The organism is Acinetobacter sp. DMC2 (assembly GCF_056314305.1).
Window position 1 is genome coordinate 74,372 of sequence record NZ_JBQUYP010000004.1, and the last position, 18,499, is coordinate 92,870.

Annotated in this window: 18 protein-coding genes and 5 tRNA genes; 22 read left to right on the forward strand and 1 reads right to left on the reverse strand. The window is 40.0% G+C overall.

Annotated features, from left to right (window positions below):
• Nucleotides 1-6 precede the first annotated feature (6 nt).
• Entirely contained in the window at nt 7-1,440 is a 1,434-nt protein-coding gene (gene argH, locus ACT53H_RS09455) for an argininosuccinate lyase (protein WP_034590825.1), read from the reverse strand.
• On the opposite strand from argH, the gene ACT53H_RS09460 reads away from it, so the two are divergent.
• The 22 genes from ACT53H_RS09460 to nusG all read left to right on the forward strand — a co-directional run bounded on the left by ACT53H_RS09460 (nt 1,431) and on the right by nusG (nt 18,458).
• Nucleotides 1,431-2,570: a sensor histidine kinase gene (locus tag ACT53H_RS09460; RefSeq protein WP_476009149.1), complete on the forward strand. Its 1,140-nt coding sequence runs from the start codon at nt 1,431-1,433 to the stop codon at nt 2,568-2,570. The two genes, argH and ACT53H_RS09460, sit on opposite strands and share 10 nt — an antisense overlap.
• Before the next feature lie 60 nt (nt 2,571-2,630).
• A complete protein-coding gene (locus tag ACT53H_RS09465) occupies nt 2,631-3,371 on the forward strand; it encodes a LytR/AlgR family response regulator transcription factor (RefSeq protein ID WP_476009150.1) in 741 nt (246 codons plus the stop codon).
• Nucleotides 3,372-3,472: 101 nt separating this feature from the next.
• Nucleotides 3,473-4,390, forward strand: coding sequence for a hydroxymethylbilane synthase (gene hemC / locus ACT53H_RS09470; protein WP_035366533.1), 918 nt, complete (start codon nt 3,473-3,475; stop codon nt 4,388-4,390).
• A gap of 3 nt (nt 4,391-4,393) precedes the next feature.
• Nucleotides 4,394-5,161 carry a uroporphyrinogen-III synthase gene (locus ACT53H_RS09475; RefSeq protein ID WP_476009151.1) on the forward strand — a complete coding sequence of 256 codons (768 nt, stop codon included), beginning with the start codon at nt 4,394-4,396 and terminating at the stop codon, nt 5,159-5,161.
• Between the two features lie 8 nt (nt 5,162-5,169).
• Nucleotides 5,170-6,012: a hypothetical protein gene (locus ACT53H_RS09480; RefSeq protein ID WP_476009152.1), complete on the forward strand. Its 843-nt coding sequence runs from the start codon at nt 5,170-5,172 to the stop codon at nt 6,010-6,012.
• 9 nt (nt 6,013-6,021) lie between these two features.
• Nucleotides 6,022-7,215: a heme biosynthesis protein HemY gene (locus ACT53H_RS09485; protein ID WP_174727279.1), complete on the forward strand. Its 1,194-nt coding sequence runs from the start codon at nt 6,022-6,024 to the stop codon at nt 7,213-7,215.
• Nucleotides 7,216-7,222: 7 nt separating this feature from the next.
• The gene (locus tag ACT53H_RS09490) at nt 7,223-7,663 is read left to right on the forward strand and encodes an acyl-CoA thioesterase (RefSeq protein ID WP_174759469.1); all 441 of its coding nucleotides are present in this window, start codon (nt 7,223-7,225) and stop codon (nt 7,661-7,663) included.
• Between the two features lie 194 nt (nt 7,664-7,857).
• Nucleotides 7,858-8,184 carry an H-NS histone family protein gene (locus ACT53H_RS09495; protein ID WP_002053185.1) on the forward strand — a complete coding sequence of 109 codons (327 nt, stop codon included), beginning with the start codon at nt 7,858-7,860 and terminating at the stop codon, nt 8,182-8,184.
• A gap of 331 nt (nt 8,185-8,515) precedes the next feature.
• Complete coding sequence (gene gspN, locus ACT53H_RS09500; RefSeq protein WP_174731710.1) at nt 8,516-9,259, forward strand: type II secretion system protein N; 744 nt, start codon at nt 8,516-8,518, stop codon at nt 9,257-9,259.
• On the forward strand, nt 9,259-10,095 hold the full coding sequence (locus ACT53H_RS09505; RefSeq protein ID WP_174731713.1) for a type II secretion system protein N: 837 nt from the start codon (nt 9,259-9,261) through the stop codon (nt 10,093-10,095). Before gspN ends, ACT53H_RS09505 begins: the two co-directional genes overlap by 1 nt.
• 41 nt (nt 10,096-10,136) lie before the next feature.
• A complete protein-coding gene (gene gspD / locus ACT53H_RS09510; protein WP_474772352.1) occupies nt 10,137-12,410 on the forward strand; it encodes a type II secretion system secretin GspD in 2,274 nt (757 codons plus the stop codon).
• Between the two features lie 40 nt (nt 12,411-12,450).
• The gene (locus ACT53H_RS09515) at nt 12,451-13,080 is read left to right on the forward strand and encodes an FHA domain-containing protein (protein ID WP_174731720.1); all 630 of its coding nucleotides are present in this window, start codon (nt 12,451-12,453) and stop codon (nt 13,078-13,080) included.
• Between the two features lie 65 nt (nt 13,081-13,145).
• Nucleotides 13,146-13,814, forward strand: a complete 669-nt coding sequence (locus ACT53H_RS09520; protein WP_151964621.1) for a phosphoglycolate phosphatase — start codon at nt 13,146-13,148, stop codon at nt 13,812-13,814.
• 109 nt (nt 13,815-13,923) lie between these two features.
• Complete coding sequence (gene trpE / locus ACT53H_RS09525; RefSeq protein ID WP_476009153.1) at nt 13,924-15,417, forward strand: anthranilate synthase component I; 1,494 nt, start codon at nt 13,924-13,926, stop codon at nt 15,415-15,417.
• A gap of 98 nt (nt 15,418-15,515) precedes the next feature.
• Nucleotides 15,516-15,591: transfer RNA gene (locus ACT53H_RS09530), tRNA-Thr, on the forward strand.
• A 52-nt stretch (nt 15,592-15,643) separates the two neighbouring features.
• A tRNA-Tyr gene (locus ACT53H_RS09535) sits at nt 15,644-15,727 on the forward strand.
• A 37-nt stretch (nt 15,728-15,764) separates the two neighbouring features.
• Nucleotides 15,765-15,840, forward strand: a tRNA-Gly gene (locus ACT53H_RS09540).
• Between the two features lie 13 nt (nt 15,841-15,853).
• Nucleotides 15,854-15,928: transfer RNA gene (locus ACT53H_RS09545), tRNA-Thr, on the forward strand.
• Between the two features lie 146 nt (nt 15,929-16,074).
• Complete coding sequence (gene tuf / locus ACT53H_RS09550) at nt 16,075-17,265, forward strand: elongation factor Tu (protein WP_004794160.1); 1,191 nt, start codon at nt 16,075-16,077, stop codon at nt 17,263-17,265.
• A 60-nt stretch (nt 17,266-17,325) separates the two neighbouring features.
• A tRNA-Trp gene (locus tag ACT53H_RS09555) sits at nt 17,326-17,401 on the forward strand.
• Between the two features lie 75 nt (nt 17,402-17,476).
• Nucleotides 17,477-17,917 carry a preprotein translocase subunit SecE gene (secE, locus tag ACT53H_RS09560; RefSeq protein ID WP_004795106.1) on the forward strand — a complete coding sequence of 147 codons (441 nt, stop codon included), beginning with the start codon at nt 17,477-17,479 and terminating at the stop codon, nt 17,915-17,917.
• Between the two features lie 7 nt (nt 17,918-17,924).
• A complete protein-coding gene (gene nusG, locus ACT53H_RS09565) occupies nt 17,925-18,458 on the forward strand; it encodes a transcription termination/antitermination protein NusG (protein ID WP_003654499.1) in 534 nt (177 codons plus the stop codon).
• The last annotated feature ends 41 nt before the right edge of the window (nt 18,459-18,499 follow it).

Sequence of the window (18,499 nt, forward strand, 5' to 3'; positions counted from 1 at the left end):
TTATCCTTAAGCGTATAACTGTTCTAAACGTGTATGGGCACGAGCAATTGCAGCTTCAACCTGTTTTGGTGAAGTTCCGCCAATATGATCACGTGCATTTACAGAAGCTTCTAGTGTTAAGGCTTTATCAAACACATCTGCTGTAATTAAGTCAGAGAATTGTTGTAATTGCTCAAGTGTTAACTCGGATAAATCTTTTTCTTCTGCAACACCTAATGCAACAGCTTTACCTACAATTTCATGAGCATCACGGAAAGCAACACCTTTTTTCACTAGGTAGTCCGCAAGATCGGTTGCAGTTGAGAATCCACGAAGTGCAGCTTCACGCATGATTTCAATATTTGGAACCAATGCAGGAATCATATCTGCGAAAGCCATGAGTGAACCACGAACCGTATCGATTGCATCAAATAAAGGTTCTTTGTCTTCTTGGTTGTCTTTGTTGTACGCCAATGGTTGACCTTTCATGAGCGTAAGCAAGCTAATTAAGTCACCAAATACACGGCCAGATTTACCACGAATAAGTTCTGGAACATCCGGATTTTTCTTCTGTGGCATGATTGAAGAACCAGTACAGAAGCGGTCAGGAATGTTCACAAATTTGAACTGTGCAGAAGTCCAAAGAATCAGTTCTTCCGACATGCGTGATAAATGCATCATGATCAGTGCAGCAGCAGCATTAAATTCGATGGCAAAGTCACGGTCAGATACAGCATCAAGAGAGTTTTCAGATACTGCTTCAAAACCTAAAAGTTCTGCTGTATAAGCACGATCAATCGGATAAGTTGTACCAGCAAGAGCAGCTGAACCAAGTGGCATGCGGTTAACGCGCTTACGACAATCTTGAAGACGTTCAGTGTCACGAATCAACATTTCAAACCATGCTAACAAGTGATGACCAAAAGTCACAGGCTGAGCAGTTTGTAGGTGGGTAAAGCCAGGCATAATTGTATTTACATTTTTGGCAGCCAAGCCTAACAAGCCTTTTTGTAAACGTTCTAATAATTTTAAAATATCATCAATTTCGTCGCGCAGGTAAAGACGAATATCAGTTGCAACCTGATCGTTACGGCTACGACCTGTGTGTAGTTTTTTACCTGTAATGCCAATACGTTGAGTCAAACGTGATTCAATGTTCATGTGAACATCTTCAAGATCGATGCGCCATTCAAAGTTTCCAGCCTCAATTTCTGAGCGAATGGTGCTTAAACCTTCAATAATGTCATCGCGTTCTGCTTCTGTGAGTACGCCAACTTTCGCAAGCATGGTAGCATGCGCAATCGAACCAGCGATGTCTTGTTTATAAAAACGTTGGTCAAACTGAACAGAGGCGGTAAATTCGGCTACAAAAGCGTCCGTCGCTTCAGAAAAACGACCACCCCACATACCTGAGGTTTGGTCTGGGGTTACTGAATTAGGGGGATTTGAAGATGTGGTCATGGTGGCTCAGTAAAATAAAAAAGAGTATATCACTTGCCGAAGCTCAACAAACAAAGTTGTTTCCTACAGCATACCGAAATCAAAATTCCTCCTATTTTTTTACGAAAAACGGGCGTTGGCAACACTTATTCGAATTAATTATCGCAAGTAATGTTTTGGCTCTGGTCTTAGCATTGGCTGAAGCACAGTCTTGGCAAGCCTTGAGCGGGGGAAGGCTTTTTCAATACATCGTTTTTATTAACTGGGTAATATTGTCGTTTTTTGCCTTGGTTGAGCGCTTTCAAGCTTTTTTTAGCACTTTACGTCAAGAATTTGCTTTGGCTATTGGCTTTGTCATGCTGCAAGGTATTGTTGTCTTGACCACCTTAATGAGTAATTTTTTTCAGTTTGGTTTTTTAAATAAACATGCTTCTCTAACACAGGACTGGAGCATTTATTTTACCAATGTACCTTTATATCTAAGCTATGGAATATTGTTGGGAGCTTTCTGCTTACGTTATTTATATGTCAGGGAGCAGTGGCTGCATCAACAATATGCAGAATTAAATGCTCGTATTCAGGCCATGCAAGCGAGAATTCACCCTCACTTTTTATTTAATAGTCTAAATAATGTAGTCAGTTTAATTGCGATAGATCCCGATAAAGCAGAAAGCATGCTCATTAGCCTGTCACGTTTATTTCGTGCGAGTTTCCAAGAATTAAAGTTGGTGAGTCTGCATGAAGAAATCGAGCTAAGTAAACAATATTTAATGATTGAGCAGGTGCGTTTAGGGGAGCGTTTAAAAGTAGATTGGAAGATTGAGCTTTCACCTGTGCAACTCAAACAGATCACTATTCCTTTATTGACATTACAGCCCTTGTTAGAGAATAGTATTTTTCATGGGGTAGAACCAATGATGGGTAAAGCAACTATAGGGGTATTGGTTGAAATATTGCAAAATCAAGTCAGTATAGTCATTACCAACCCATATACAGACGATACAATAAATTCAAGGAAAGGGCATGGAATCGCCCTTGAAAATGTAAAACAACGCCTGAAAGCATATTATGGGAACACCGTTAGATTTCAGGTTTATAAAGGTGAAGCCTTATATACCACTATTATGAGCTATCAATATCAAACAAAATAATAAGTCAGTCAGAGTTAACCATAAAAAAATGGATCAAGTTAACGGTGACAAGGAGGATGAATGAAGGTGCTAATTTGTGATGACGAACCACTTGCAGTGGGGCGATTATCACGTTTAGTTTCAAAGATGGGACATGAAGTTGTATCAACGGCTTATCATGGACAAGAAGCCTTGGAACAGGCGCGGCTTCATCACCCGGATGTAATTTTACTTGATATTCAAATGCCAGGTATGAATGGTCTTGTCTGTGCGGAACAGCTAAGTCAGTTAAATCCTCGACCTGCGATTGTATTCTGTACGGCCTATGATCAACATGCATTGGAAGCATTTAAGTCTCAGGCTCAAGCTTATCTTCTTAAGCCAATTGATCCTCTAGAACTTGAACAAGTTTTTAGTCAATTGACTCAGCTTACTCAAGCACAGCTCAATGCTTTACCACAACATGATTTTTTACATGATCTAAAAACACAGCGACATCAAATTGCTGCAAAAACCTATCGTGGGGTTGAGCTAATTCCAGTTGAAAATATCTATTATTTTCTAGCCGATCAAAAATATGTCACTGTGCGTCATCAAAATGGCAGCGTATTAATTGATGAAACTTTAAAAGAGCTTGAAACCGAATTTGCAGATCAATTCATTCGTATTCATCGAAATGCATTGGTTGCAGTTGCATATTTAGATGGACTGGAGCTCGTTAGCTCTGGGCAATATCAGGTTCGTTTACGTGGCTTAGATGAGCGACTTTCAGTGAGTCGTCGACATTTATCTATGCTTAGAGAGCGGATCCATCAGCTCTAAACTTAAAAAGAGTTATCTTGGGTGTGCGAGATTTTACTTGCAATTTTAAGGGATCAAGTTAAGTTTAGGGTGTATCGTTTGACCAGCCCATGCTTGAATTTATGAAAACCTTGAAAATTGCTACACGACAAAGCCCACTTGCTCTTTGGCAGGCAGAATATATTCGTGCCCGATTACAGGAGCTTCACCCAGATTTAACGGTGGAGTTGGTTAAATTTGTCACGCAGGGCGATAAAATCTTAGATACGCCTTTAGCAAAAATTGGTGGGAAAGGACTGTTTGTTAAAGAGTTAGAAGCAGCACTTTTAGATGGGCGTGCAGATTTAGCTGTACATTCAATGAAAGATGTCCCGATGGCTTTGCCAGAAGGTCTAACCTTGGCAGTAATTTGTGAACGTGAAGATCCATTAGATGCTTTCGTTTCAAATCAATTTGAAAAATTTGCCGACTTACCTCAAGGTGCAAAAGTTGGTACCTCAAGTTTACGTCGTAAATCTCAAATTTTAAAACAACGTCCTGATTTGCAAATTATTGACTTGCGTGGAAATGTTGGCACACGTTTAGCGAAACTAGATGATGGTCAATATGACGCTATTATTTTAGCTAGTGCTGGTTTGAAGCGTTTAGGATTGTCAGAACGTATCCGTCATTGTTTAGCACCAGACATTAGTTTGCCTGCGGTGGGTCAAGGTGCGTTGGGCTTGGAATGCCGTGCAGCTGACCAAGATGTATTAGCTTTAATTCAACCGTTATTACACGAAGAAACCGATGTTTGTGTACGTGCTGAGCGTGCTTTTAATGCCTATCTTGAAGGTGGTTGTCAGGTTCCAATTGCAGGTTATGCCACGCTACAAAATGGACAAATTCATATTGAAGGCCGTGTCGGAAGTCCTGATGGGCAAACATTATTACGTGCTGAACTGACAGATGAAGCTAGCAATGCTCATCAACTGGGCGAAAACCTTGCTCGAAACTTACTTGATCAAGGTGCGGGCGAGCTATTAAAGGCTCTCTATTAAACTATGTTGTTTATTAATACTCGACCTGATTCGCGTGCAGCTGAATTAACAGAAGCTTTGCAAAATAAGGGATATCAGGTTGAGTCTTTACCTCTTTTAGAACTTGTTGCTAAACCCTTTTCGGAACAATTACTTCAGCTTTACCAGCAATTAAGAAAAGCTCAAGCTATTGTTGTGGTCAGCCCAACTGCTGTTGAGGTGGGCATGACGTATTTAGAAAAAAGCGGTCTAAAGCTCAGTGATTTAAAACATATTCAGTGGATTGCGGTCGGGCAGGCTACTGCTAATCGTCTTTATGAATATGGCATTGACGCACATATTCCAGATGTGGAAACTTCTGAGGGAATGTTAAACCTACCGATTCTTCATAATATGAAGCAGGCCGGTAGTGTCGCTTTCTGGCGAGGACAGGGTGGACGTCAATTTATGATGGAAACTTTGCAGCAGCAAGGCATTCAGATTTTAAATTTCGTTTTATATCATCGGCAATGCCCAGAAACCTCATATTCTACATTCAAACATCTGACACAGAATTCAAATTATAATTTACACAAATGGCTGGTCTTAATTACCAGTGAGGCCAGCTGGAAATATTGGTTAGAGCTTTGTTCAAAAAATAATGTACAACCTGATTGTGTATATCTGGTTTTAGGACCACGCCTTTTTCAAATTGTTAAAGAATATCGCGATCAACAACAGGCTCATTTTCACATTATTCAACTTGAAAATTTAACGCCTTCGGGGATGATTCATCACATTCAGGCATTATAAGGATTCGTATGAGAAAACTTGTTTCTATCATCATTTTACTGGGCATGGCTTGGTTGGCTAAGCTCAGTTACGATATGTGGCAAATTTCTCGTACTGTTCCTGAGCTTAAGCAAAGTCTGCTTCAATCAGAACAGCACTATGCCAATCTAAATGATCAATTGGTTGCTTTACAGCGACAATTACAGAATCAACCTGTAAATACAGGCGATAAACTAAGTTCGGTAGCTCACCCAGATGCTCCACCGACAGGTATTGCTCCTACAGTTTTAATTAAACAAAAGTTAGATTTAATTCAATTTGCAATTGATCAGCAGCAATTGATTTATGCAGTTGATCAATTAAATCAGTTGCAGCTATCTCTCGTGCACTATGAAATTGCTCCAGCATTGCAACATAGTTTGAGCCAATCGCTTGAGCAGGATAAGCAAGCAGTTCAACAATTCAGTTTGGCTCAAAATCAGCGCCATCAATTGATCGATGATTTATTACAGACAATTGATAAAAATATTCAGCAAGCTTTAGCTCAGCCTAAGCTTGAGATGGATCAATCCGAGTCTGTATCTTGGTGGAAAAAATGGTTCCGCATAGAAAAAGTAGAAACGCCGTCTATTAATTTGATGAATCGAAGTGTAGTGCTCAAAGAAGTGCAATTAAGATTATTAATTGCTGAACAGGCACTCAATCAAGGCAAAATGACAGAGTACCAAAACGAGTTGCAATCTGTGATGCAAAAGCTAGATGAAATGCCTGATGCAACGAGTCAGCAGTTAAAAAAACGTATTGCTAAAGTGGCACATTTATCTGTCGTGCCTGTTCCTAAATTATCTACACTTGGTCTAATTGGCTCATAAGGAGGAGATATGAAACACCTCCTGTCGGTTTATTTCGTAATTAGTTTAATACTCTTTGCCGCTTTAGCTTTATTGAGTTATGGCTATGGAATGGGGTATGTCTACATTTACTGGCGACAATTGCAGTTGCAAACAAATGTCTGGGGATTAACCCTTTCTTTTGTGGTCATGAGTTTTATTGCTCAACTTATATGGCTTTGGGTTAAACGTTATTCCTCTCGCGAGCAGAGGAAAAGTGAAAACATTTTTCAGTTTAAAAACCTTCACCCCTATGAACAATTAGGTATTGTTTGGTTATTAGAGGCCGCTGAAGATCAACGTGTATTTATTGAACGCGTGTTTACTCAGTCAGCGCTTTTAAAAAATATTATTGATGCCAAATTTTTGGTTTTAAGTGGGGACTATCCGAAAGCATTGGCTGCTTTAGATCAATCACCGCCTATGGCATTTGAATTGGCAGAGTTAGAGCGAATCGAAATCTTTTTAGCCCAAAACGAAGCTGAACGTGCATTAACTCATCTTGAGTTTTTATATCAGCATCAGTTGTCGCCTTGGCTTCAGGAAATAGAAACTGCCTACCAGCAAAGATTAACCGCGTTATGGGGGCAATTGGCGCTGCTACACCCATGGGTGTATTTACGTTCAATGAAGTATGGTCTGCTAGATGCTGAGCACCGTGATTTATGGTTACAGCAACTTCTTCAGCAGTTTGATGAAGCTTCTGTTGATGATCTGCATGCTTTGCAACAACGTTATCTGGATTTAGAGTCTGAAATTCAAACTCGACCTTATAGCAGTAAGTTGTTATGGCTTAAACTATTGGCGCGTATGCCTGATATGAGTATGCAGCACGCAGCCCTAACACTACACTTATTAAAAGAACAGTTCGATCCAGAAGTGTTTTATCTGTGGTTTCAGCAACAACTGCTTAAACAAGTCCCAGACTATGCAGATGTCGAAGAAAAAATTATCGAGTTTGAAAATCAATATATGAATTTACCTGTTTTAACCTTTGCAAAATGGCATGTCTATATGGCAACTGGACGTCAAGCAGAGGCTGAAACATTATTATCATTATATCCAGATAATATTTTAATGAGCTATTTGCGTATTAAGTCTACGCTTAATGAAGATGAAGTGTTAATCAAACAGTTAAACCTAATCTTTGAAAATGATGCGAATTTTTTAAAATTTAAAATATGAGGCAAAAATGAAAGAACTGTCTGTCTACCCGATAATATATGAACAGAAAGTAGCATGGGGAGATATGGACGCTTTCGGTCATGTCAATAATGTACAATATTATCGATATATTGAAAGCTCACGTATTTTATATATGGAAGCAATAAATATATTAACCGCTCAATTATATACCGTTGTAGCCTCAAGTCAGTGTAAATATTTAAAGCCAGTTTTTTATCCAGATGTATTGAAAGTCGGTGTTCGCGTGGAAGAGCTCCGTAATAGTGCATTCCGTATGGCTTATATATTATGGAGCGAAACACAACAACAAATCGTGGCTACTGGCGAAGCAGTTATGGTCTGCGTAGATAAATTAACAGAACGAAAATGTGAAATACCTCAGGAAATAAAACAAAAAATTATTGAGCTAGAAAAATCTGTTGGGCATGACTTAATACATTTATCTTAAATAAATATTAATAAAATATATTTCATTTATAATTGATAATGTAAATAAAAGGTAATTTTTTTAGTTATTCTGATGAACACGGCTTTCAAACTATTGCTTATTTAATAGATTATAAATAATATTGGTCTTGATTTTATGTTTTTAAATTTTGTCTGTATTATTTTGAATTGTCTGTAAGACTGGAGTATTTATTAATGAAACCGGATATCAGTGAATTATCTGTTGAAGAGTTAAAACGCTTACAAGAAGAAGCGGAAGCTTTAATTGCAAGTAAAAAAGATCAAGCAATCGAAGATGCTTATAATCAAATTATCGAGATCGCTGAAAATGTAGGTTTTAGTGTTGAACAACTTCTTGAGTTTGGCGCTCAAAAACGTAAGAAAACAACACGTAAATCTGTTGAGCCACGTTACCGCAACAAAAACAATTCTGAAGAGACTTGGACTGGCCGTGGTAAACAACCACGCTGGTTAGTTGCTGAAATTGAAAAAGGCGCAAAACTTGAAGATTTCTTAATCTAATCGTATTGCCGATTTAAAAAGCCAGACAGATTTGTCTGGTTTTTTTATGCATAAAATATCTAAAGCGTGCTGTAAATATTATTTAAGAAATTGAGTGTTTAAATTCATCTTTAAATACATTGTTGAGATCAAATTTGCATTTAGTTCTTTTAGCATTAGGTTTTCATGATTTTGTCATACGTTCAACTTATAGTCTTAATACCGAAGCCAAGCCCGATTGCTTGGTTTTTTTATATGAAGTGAATTGGCGATGTTGAAAAAGTATGCATAATGTCAGACTAGGGAGCTACTCTCAAAATAAGGACGATAATTTGCATGTTGGTAAGGCTGAATGAAGAAAAAGTCTAAGCAATGGAAGTGGTGGTTATTTGCACTCATTGCATTTTTAATTTTTATTATTTTACAGATCCCGGCGACGTGGCTAATTTCTAAATTTTCAAAGAATAATCAAACTCTACACAATGTAAGTGGAAATATCTGGCAAGGCCAAGCAGATTGGCGGCGTGGTACTTTGAGAGGCTCGATTCATTGGAAAACTAGACCTCTTGACCTGTTTTTATTACGGTTCGCTGCTGATGTAGATATCCATAGTGGAAATACTCAACTATCTGGGGTAATGGGCTATGGCGTGGGTAAAAAAGTAATTGTAAAAGCTATGAATGGTCAGGTTGCGCCTGAAACATTAAAACAAATTGTGAACTGGCAATGGCCTGTAAATAGTATCCAGTTAAAAGATATTAATTTTAGTTATAAAAAAGAGCAGGGTTTCGCCGCAGTTGACGGTCAATTGCATTGGGGTGGCGGTGCTTTAATTTATAATATTGGTGATCGTCAAGATCGGATGAATATGCCTTCTTTAACTGGGCAACTAACAGATCAAAGCGGTCAACTACAAGTTGATATACGTGATCAACGCAGTCAAAAAATGGCGAATCTTTTATTAGATGCCAACATGATGCTTGATGTGCAGCTTACGCAAAGATTATTACTGAATATTCCATCTTATGATGGAAAAGCTGGTTTAGATACATTTGTCATTAGTTCTCGTCAGCCCTTAATACAAGGGGGTAACTAATGAAAGTGTGGATTGAGAAATTACAGCATCTACAATGGCAAAAATTAGATCGGTTAAGTGTGGTTGTATTTGCCGTTTTAATTCTATGGCTGTGCTGGAAATTGGCTTCATTATTTTGGTGGGTGATTGCACCTCCTCAAATGATGCAGTTTGATCGGGTAGAGTTAGGATCACAGCAACCACAAATTCCTAACATTAGTACTTTTTCGCTTTTTAATGAACCTTCAGCCAATGCAGCTCAGGAAAATGTCAACCTAGAATTACAAGGCGTGATGCTGGGTTATCCGAACCGTTTTTCTTCGGCTGTTATTAAGCTTGATAATACTGCTGACCGGTATCGGGTGGGAGAAACAATAGGTTCTACCTCTTATCAGTTGGCAGAAGTTTATTGGGATCACGTGATATTGCGTCAAGGTAATGGAAGTACGCGTGAACTTCAGTTTAAAGGCTTGCCAAACGGTTTATATCAACCTATGACGCCAGATGCCTCACAACCAGCTGCTACTGCGCCTCAGTCATCGGCACCAGTTAATACGACTCAAGAGGCGTTAGGACAGGCTATTCAGCAAATGCAGGGGAACCGAGAGCAGTACCTCAAAGATATGGGGGTAAGCGGGAACTCAAGCGAAGGTTTTGAAGTTACAGAACGTACACCCACTGCGCTTAGAAATAAGTTAGGTTTAAGGCCGGGTGACCGGATTGTTTCCTTAAACGGTCAAACGGTTGGGCAAGGACAAACGGATGTGCAGTTACTTGAACAGGCTCGTCGAGCTGGACAAGTGAAATTAGAAATAAAACGTGGTGATCAAGTGATGACCATACAACAAAATTTTTAGTGATAACACGTCACCATAAGAGTTAGGAATTATCGCAAGTTATGGCTTTATTGAATCATCAACGTCCACTTTGGGCATTACTTGCAGCTGCCCCATTGATTGCGACAGTGAGTAGCAGCGTTTATGCCCAGACATGGAAGATCAATTTACGTGATGCTGACTTAACTGCATTTATTAATGAAGTTGCAGATATTACGGGGAAAAACTTTGCAGTAGATCCGCGAGTGCGTGGCAATGTCACAGTAATATCGAATAAACCACTTAATAAAGATGAAGTTTATGATCTCTTTCTTGGGGTCTTAAATGTAAATGGGGTAGTGGCAATTCCTTCTGGGAACACCATCAAACTTGTGCCAGATAGTAATGTTAAGAATTCGGGAATCCCTTACGATTCTAGAAATAGACTGCGTGGTGATCAAATTGTCACTCGAGTCATTTGGCTTGAAAATACGAATCCAAATGATTTAATTCCAGCACTTCGCCCTTTAATGCCGCAATTTGCACATATGGCTGCGATAGCAGGGACTAACGCGCTGATTGTGTCGGACCGAGCTGCAAATATCTACCAACTTGAAAATATCATTCGTAACCTCGACGGTACGGGGCAAAATGATATTGAGGCAATAAGTCTCCAATCGAGCCAAGCGGAAGAAATCATTACTCAACTTGAGGCAATGAGCGCTACTGGGGCATCTAAAGATTTTAACGGGGCCCGTATCCGTATTATTGCAGACAACCGAACGAATCGTATTTTAGTAAAGGGCGATCCTGAAACGCGTAAACGTATTCGCCATATGATTGAAATGTTAGATGTGCCTTCAGCAGACCGTTTAGGTGGCTTAAAAGTTTTTCGATTAAAATATGCAAGTGCAAAAAACTTATCTGAGATTTTGCAAGGCCTCGTAACAGGACAAGCTGTTTCTTCGTCAAATAATAATAGTTCTTCTAACTCATCGAATCCGATCAATAATTTGATGGGTAATAACCAAAATTCCAGCTCAAATACCTCTGGTTCAAATGGGGGCTCGATTTCTACACCATCTATTAATTTAAACGGTAATTCAAATAATAGTAATCAGAACAGTATCTCTAGCTTTAGCCAAAATGGTGTGAGTATTATTGCGGATAATGCCCAAAACTCGTTAGTGGTTAAGGCCGATCCTCAATTAATGCGTGAAATTGAATCTGCGATTCAGCAGCTTGATGTTAGACGTCAACAAGTTCTGATTGAAGCTGCAATTATTGAAGTTTCAGGGGATGATGCGGACCAACTTGGAATCCAATGGGCGCTAGGTGATTTATCTAGTGGGATTGGTTTACTTAGCTTTAGTAATGTTGGTGCTAGTTTATCTTCTATTGCTGCTGGTTATTTATCGGGTGGCTCGGCTGGGGCAGCATCCGCTATTGCTGGGGGAGCCAATAAAGGTAATGGGGCAACTTTGGCTCTGGGTAATTTTGAGAATTCCCGTAAGGCTTATGGTGCATTAATTCAAGCGCTTAAAACGAATACCAAATCAAATTTACTTTCGACACCATCTATTGTGACGATGGATAATGAAGAGGCTTATATTGTTGTCGGTCAGAACGTGCCCTTTGTAACAGGGTCAGTCACTACGAATAGTACAGGTATTAATCCCTATACAACTGTTGAACGTAAAGATGTGGGTGTGACATTAAAAGTTGTTCCGCATATCGGTGAAGGTGGTACAGTGCGTTTGGAAGTAGAGCAAGAAGTCTCTGCTGTTCAAGACAGTCGCGGGCAAGCAGCTGACTTGGTAACAAGTAAACGTGCTATTAAAACTGCTGTTTTGGCCGAACATGGACAGACAGTGGTCCTTGGTGGTTTGGTGTCGGATGATACGTCACTTTCAAGACAAGGCATACCTGGGTTGAGCAGTATCCCTTATGTTGGGCGATTGTTCCGATCAGATAATAGAAGCAATGTAAAACGCAACCTTCTCGTTTTTATCCACCCAACGATTGTAGGCGATGCAAACGATGTGCGCCGTTTGTCTCAGCAGCGCTATAGTCAACTTTATAGCTTGCAATTAGCGATGGATAGAAATGGCAATTTTGCCAAATTGCCTGAACAGGTTGATGATGTCTATAATCAAAAGATGACACCGCCAAGTATTAGCTCTCAGCCAAAAAATTATCAGCAAGTTCCTTCAGGTGGCAAAAGCTCGACAGTAACAACACCTGTAGCTGTAGAGCCATCGGTTCAAAGACAAACCTTACAGTTGCCTGAACCTGAAGTTAATCGTACTAAAAATACCGTAACAACAACGACACTGCGTCCAAGCACAGCACCGTAGTAGCATGTTATGATTGATAAAAAATGAATAGGACATACGCATGACTTGGAAATTACAAGCAATTACTGGCGAAATTACTGGCCAAGAAATTAATGTTGATCGTGATATGTTAGTTGGGCGCCATCAAGATGCTGATGTATTATTGCAAGCCGCTGAAATTTCACGTCGCCATGCTGCATTGCTTCTAAAAGATCAAGTGCTATGGGTGCAAGACCTTAATTCATCGAATGGCACATTTGTAAACGATATTCGTATTGAACAAGAAAAGCAGCTGCATGATGGTGATATTGTTCAATTTGCTAGCTTTAAATTTTCTGTATTAGCGCCTGCAAAAGAAATATTAGAGTTACCCGAAATCGAAGCAGAACCAGTGCAAACTGCTGCACTAACACAAGACTTAAGTGATCAAGGAATGCCAAGTCTTGCAGAGCGTGCTGCAGAAACAGAAGTTCGTCGCGATGGTATGCCACAGAATGTTTCTATACCAAAGCCTGCACCTATTCCAGAGGGTGTGGATGTCAATGTAAAACAACCATCACCTGTTGCCTTTGAGGAGCCTGTTTCTCGTGTTGCTGAAGAAAAAGAGCAACAGAAGAATGCCTCAGTTGGTTTAATCACTATTATTATTTTAGTAATTTTAGCTTTATTAGCATGGTTATTCTTTAAATAATCCGTTGCTGCTTTTACAATCAAGGCATGCTAAACGCATGCCTTTTAAATTTTGAGAAGAAGAAGATGTCTGTTGCACAATTAAGTAAGCGCGATTTAATTTTATTTGATCTAGATGGAACACTAGTTGATTCTGCTGCTGATTTATATAGATCAATGAATTTAAGTTTACAAGAATTAGAATGGCCTTTAATAACAGAAGCCCAGATCCGAGCATGGGTGGGTAAGGGAGTGTCTAAACTCTGTGAAAGTGTTCTGCTTCATATTTTTGGAAAATTAGATGCTGAACAGCATAAAGTTCTCTTGCAGAAATTTGTTGACATATACGGTGCGGAACTTTGTGTGAATACTCAAATTTATCCGGGTGTAACTGAGTTTTTAAAGCATTGTAAAACTTTGAATATACATATGGCATGTGTTACCAATAAGCCTGTGCAACTTGCTCAAGGGTTACTTGATGCATTAGAACTTTCTTCTTATTTTCAAGTTGTACTTGGAGGCGATAGCTTGCCAGAGAGAAAGCCACATCCCTTGCCTTTGTTGCATTGTATGCAAAGTCTAAAAATATCTGCGTCACAATCATTAATGATTGGCGATTCAAGTAATGATATTGAGGCTGCGCGTCGTGCGGGAATTGATTGTATTGTGGTTAGCTATGGCTATAATCATGGAGAAAATATTTATGATTGCAAGCCTCAGCAAGTGGTTGATAGTTTGGCTGAGTTAATTATCTAATGAGTGAAATGGAGATCAGCATGAATAAGCGTATGGTTTTTCGATGGCGTGTCTAAATCGAAACTAGAAAAACACACTTTTAAATCGAAACCATATTAGAGAAAAATTCATGACTACTTTAGCGCAATTCGAACAGCTTAAAGCATCAGGTTACAACACTATTCCAGTTTATCGTCAGCGTTTGGCAGATACGGAAACACCTTTATCTGTTTTTGCTCGTTTTAAGGAGCAAAAACAAGCTTATTTATTTGAGTCGGTTGAAGGTGGTGAAAACTGGGCGCGTTACTCTATGATTGGTTTGGGGGAGTCGACAGTTTTTTCATGTAATGCAGGCATTTTATCTATACAGCATGTTGATGGTTCGATCACACAAGAAGATTGTCTAGATCCATTTGAATATATTCGTGAATTCCAGAAGCAATTTACAGTTCCACCAGCTGAGCTTTTACCAGACTTACCAAGTTTTACTGGCGGGCTGGTTGGTTATTTAGGCTATGATGCAGTTCGCTACATAGAGCCACGTTTAAAAAATGTTCCTGCGGCTGATCCAATTACATTGCCGGATTTATGGTTAATGCTATCAAAAACGGTCATTGTCTTTGATAACCTTAAAGATACTCTATTTTTAATTGTTCATGCCGATACAGCACAGCCAAATGCTTATGAAGATGCGCAGCAAAAATTAGATCAATTGGAACAGTTGTTGGCTACACCAGTTAGTTTGCAAGCTAAGCCGCATACACCCCCACATTTTGAATCGATTACAGGTAAAGCGAAATTTCTTGAGACCATAGAAAAGGTTAAAGAATACATCCGTGCGGGTGATGTGATGCAGGTTGTTCCTGGGCAACGCATGGTTTCTGATTTTGATGGTGAAGCTTTACAGGTTTATCGTGCTTTGCGTCATTTAAATCCTTCGCCTTATTTATTTTTGGTACAAGGACAAACCATTACAGATAAAAAGCCATTTCATATTGTAGGGTCATCACCAGAAATTCTTTCTCGCCTCGAAAATGGTATTGCGACAGTACGTCCGCTTGCAGGTACCAGACCTCGTGGAAAAACTAAAGAAGAAGATATTGCTTTAGAAAAAGACTTACTTTCTGATGAAAAAGAAATCGCAGAGCATTTAATGCTGATTGACCTTGGTCGAAATGATGTTGGGCGAGTTTCCAAAATTGGGAAGGTCCAAGTGACTGATCAAATGGTGATTGAACGCTATTCCCATGTCATGCACATTGTTTCAAATGTACAAGGTGAAGTGCGTGATGATATCGATGCACTAGACGTATTTAAGGCAACTTTCCCAGCAGGTACTTTATCTGGCGCACCGAAAATTCGTGCAATGGAAATTATTGACGAAGTAGAGCCTGTGAAAAGAGGTGTTTTTGGTGGGGCAGTGGGGTATTTAGGATGGCATGGTGAAATGGATATGTCGATTGCAATCCGTACGTGTGTAATCCGCGATAAAAAAGTGTATGTGCAGGCAGGAGCAGGCTTGGTTGCTGACTCAAATCCAGAATCAGAATGGAATGAAACTCAAATAAAAGCTCGCGCAGTGATCAAAGCGGTTGAATTATCGTCAAACGGATTGATTTTATGAGTTTTTAGCAATTTTTTTTAAAAAACTGCTTGCATCGTTTGGAAGTTTTGCTAAACTGCACACCGTTCCGATACGAAACGTACGAAACACTAAGAAGCGCCGGCATAGCTCAGTTGGTAGAGCAACTGACTTGTAATCAGTAGGTCCACAGTTCGAATCCGTGTGCCGGCACCATCTAAAGTGTGAAGTTGTTAAATGTAGGATAACACTGAAATAAGTGTGATATGGTGAGATTCCCGAGCGGTCAAAGGGGGCGGACTGTAACTCCGCTACGAAAGTTTCGAAGGTTCGAATCCTTCTCTCACCACCATTAACTTCGATTGAAGTGCTAAGTATACCAGCATCGTGCGGGAGTAGCTCAGTTGGTAGAGCGGCAGCCTTCCAAGCTGCATGTCGCGAGTTCGACCCTCGTCTCCCGCTCCATCGAAGGATAATCGCTCTTATAGCTCAGTGGTAGAGCACTCCCTTGGTAAGGGAGAGGTCTCGAGTTCAAATCTCGATAAGAGCTCCAGATACAGTTTAGTAGATTTTCTACAAAGATTTAAAAAGCAGGCTTATTAGTCTGCTTTTCAAGTATTGGGTGTTTGATTTTTTAGGCGATATGTCGATGCTGAGTCTTGCTCAGAATTGTGTTCGACGTAAACGAGGACTATAAACATGGCTAAGGCTAAGTTTGAACGTAATAAGCCACACGTAAACGTGGGCACAATTGGTCACGTTGACCATGGTAAAACAACTTTAACTGCTGCGATTGCAACTATTTGTGCAAAAACTTACGGCGGTGAAGCGAAAGATTACTCACAAATCGACTCAGCACCTGAAGAAAAAGCACGTGGTATTACAATTAATACTTCTCACGTAGAATACGATTCTCCAATCCGTCACTACGCTCACGTAGACTGCCCAGGCCACGCCGATTATGTTAAAAACATGATTACTGGTGCTGCTCAGATGGACGGCGCGATCCTTGTATGTGCTGCGACTGATGGTCCAATGCCACAAACTCGTGAACACATCCTTCTTTCTCGTCAGGTTGGTGTACCTTACATCATCGTATTCTTGAACAAGTGTGACCTTGTTGATGATGAAGAATTACTTGAATTAGTAGAAATGGAAGTTCGTGAACTTCTTTCTACTTATGACTTCCCAGGTGATGACACTCCTGTTATCCGTGGTTCAGCTCTTGCTGCTCTTAATGGTGATGCTGGTCAATATGGCGAGTCTTCAGTTCTTGCTCTTGTTGAAGCGCTTGACTCTTACATTCCAGAACCAGAACGTGCTATCGACAAAGCATTCTTAATGCCAATCGAAGACGTATTCTCAATTTCTGGTCGTGGTACTGTAGTAACAGGCCGTGTAGAAGCTGGTATCGTTAAAGTTGGTGAAGAAGTAGAGATCGTTGGTATTAAAGATACAGTTAAAACAACTGTAACTGGCGTAGAAATGTTCCGTAAACTTCTTGACGAAGGTCGTGCAGGCGAGAACTGTGGCGTTCTTTTACGTGGTACTAAGCGTGAAGACGTACAACGTGGTCAAGTACTTGCTAAACCAGGTACAATCAAGCCGCACACTAAATTCGATGCAGAAGTATACGTACTTTCTAAAGAAGAAGGTGGTCGTCATACTCCATTCCTTAACGGTTACCGTCCACAGTTCTACTTCCGTACAACTGACGTAACTGGCGCAATCCAATTACAAGACGGCGTTGAAATGGTTATGCCAGGTGACAACGTTGAAATGTCAGTAGAATTAATCCACCCAATCGCAATGGACCCAGGTCTACGTTTTGCGATCCGTGAAGGTGGTCGTACTGTAGGTGCTGGTGTTGTTGCGAAAGTAACTGCATAAGCATAATATAGTGACGGATTACGTCTCAAGTTGAGGGCTTTGGCTCTCAACTTGCATTATAGGTCAGTAGTTCAATTGGTAGAGCGTCGGTCTCCAAAACCGAATGTTGGGGGTTCGAGTCCCTCCTGACCTGCCATATTTTGAAATAAAAAGCTTGATGCTGGCTTAGTTGTTCATATAATAAGTCGCGAGTTCTACGACGAGTACAAAAATGTCGAATGATAAATCGCGTGACGCATTGAGCGACGCGCCAATTCCTCAAAGAAATAATTCTGCTGAAGTTGTTCGTTCTGGTTCGCCTTTAGATATTGTTCTATGGGTGATTGCAATTGCATTCTTGCTTTTAGCTACTATGGTGAATCAGTATTTACCAGCGTATTGGGCGCCTGCAAATAATATTTGGGTGCGCGTTGGGGCAATTTTTGCTTGTATCGTTGTGGCTTTAGGTTTATTATACGCCACCCATCAAGGTAAAGGCTTCGTTCGTTTGCTAAAAGATGCACGAGTCGAATTGCGTCGAGTAACTTGGCCAACAAAACAAGAAACAGTCACTACATCGTGGCAGGTTCTATTGGTTGTAGTTGTTGCATCATTGGTTTTATGGTGCTTTGACTATGGTTTGGGTTGGTTAATTAAGTTGATTATCGGGTAAAAGAGCTATGAAACGTTGGTACATTATTCATGCCTACTCTGGCTATGAAAAACAAGTGTTGCGTTCGCTTACAGAACGAATCCAGCGTAGCGCTGTTGCTGATAGCTTTGGTGATGTCCTTGTTCCTACCGAAGAAGTGGTAGAAATGAAGGATGGTAAGAAACGTAAATCTGAGCGTAAATTCTTTCCTGGCTATGTGTTAGTCGAAATGGAAATGAATGATGATACTTGGCATATCGTTAAAGAATGTCCAAAGGTTCTAGGTTTCATTGGTGGTACACCTGAAAAACCAGCACCAATCACTCAGCGCGAAGCAGATGCGATTCTTGCGCGTGTACGTAATACAGGTGAAGCACCACGTCCTAAGACGATGTTTGAGCCTGGTGAAGAATTACTTGTTATTGACGGTCCATTCACAGACTTTAAAGGTGTGGTGGAAGAAGTTCAATACGAAAAGTCACGTTTAACGTTGACGATTAATGTATTTAATCGACCAACTCAGGTTGAACTCGAATTTCGCCAAGTCGAAAAAACGATTTAATCTTAATTGGTTGAAAAGCGCCCGATTTTATCGGGCATTGT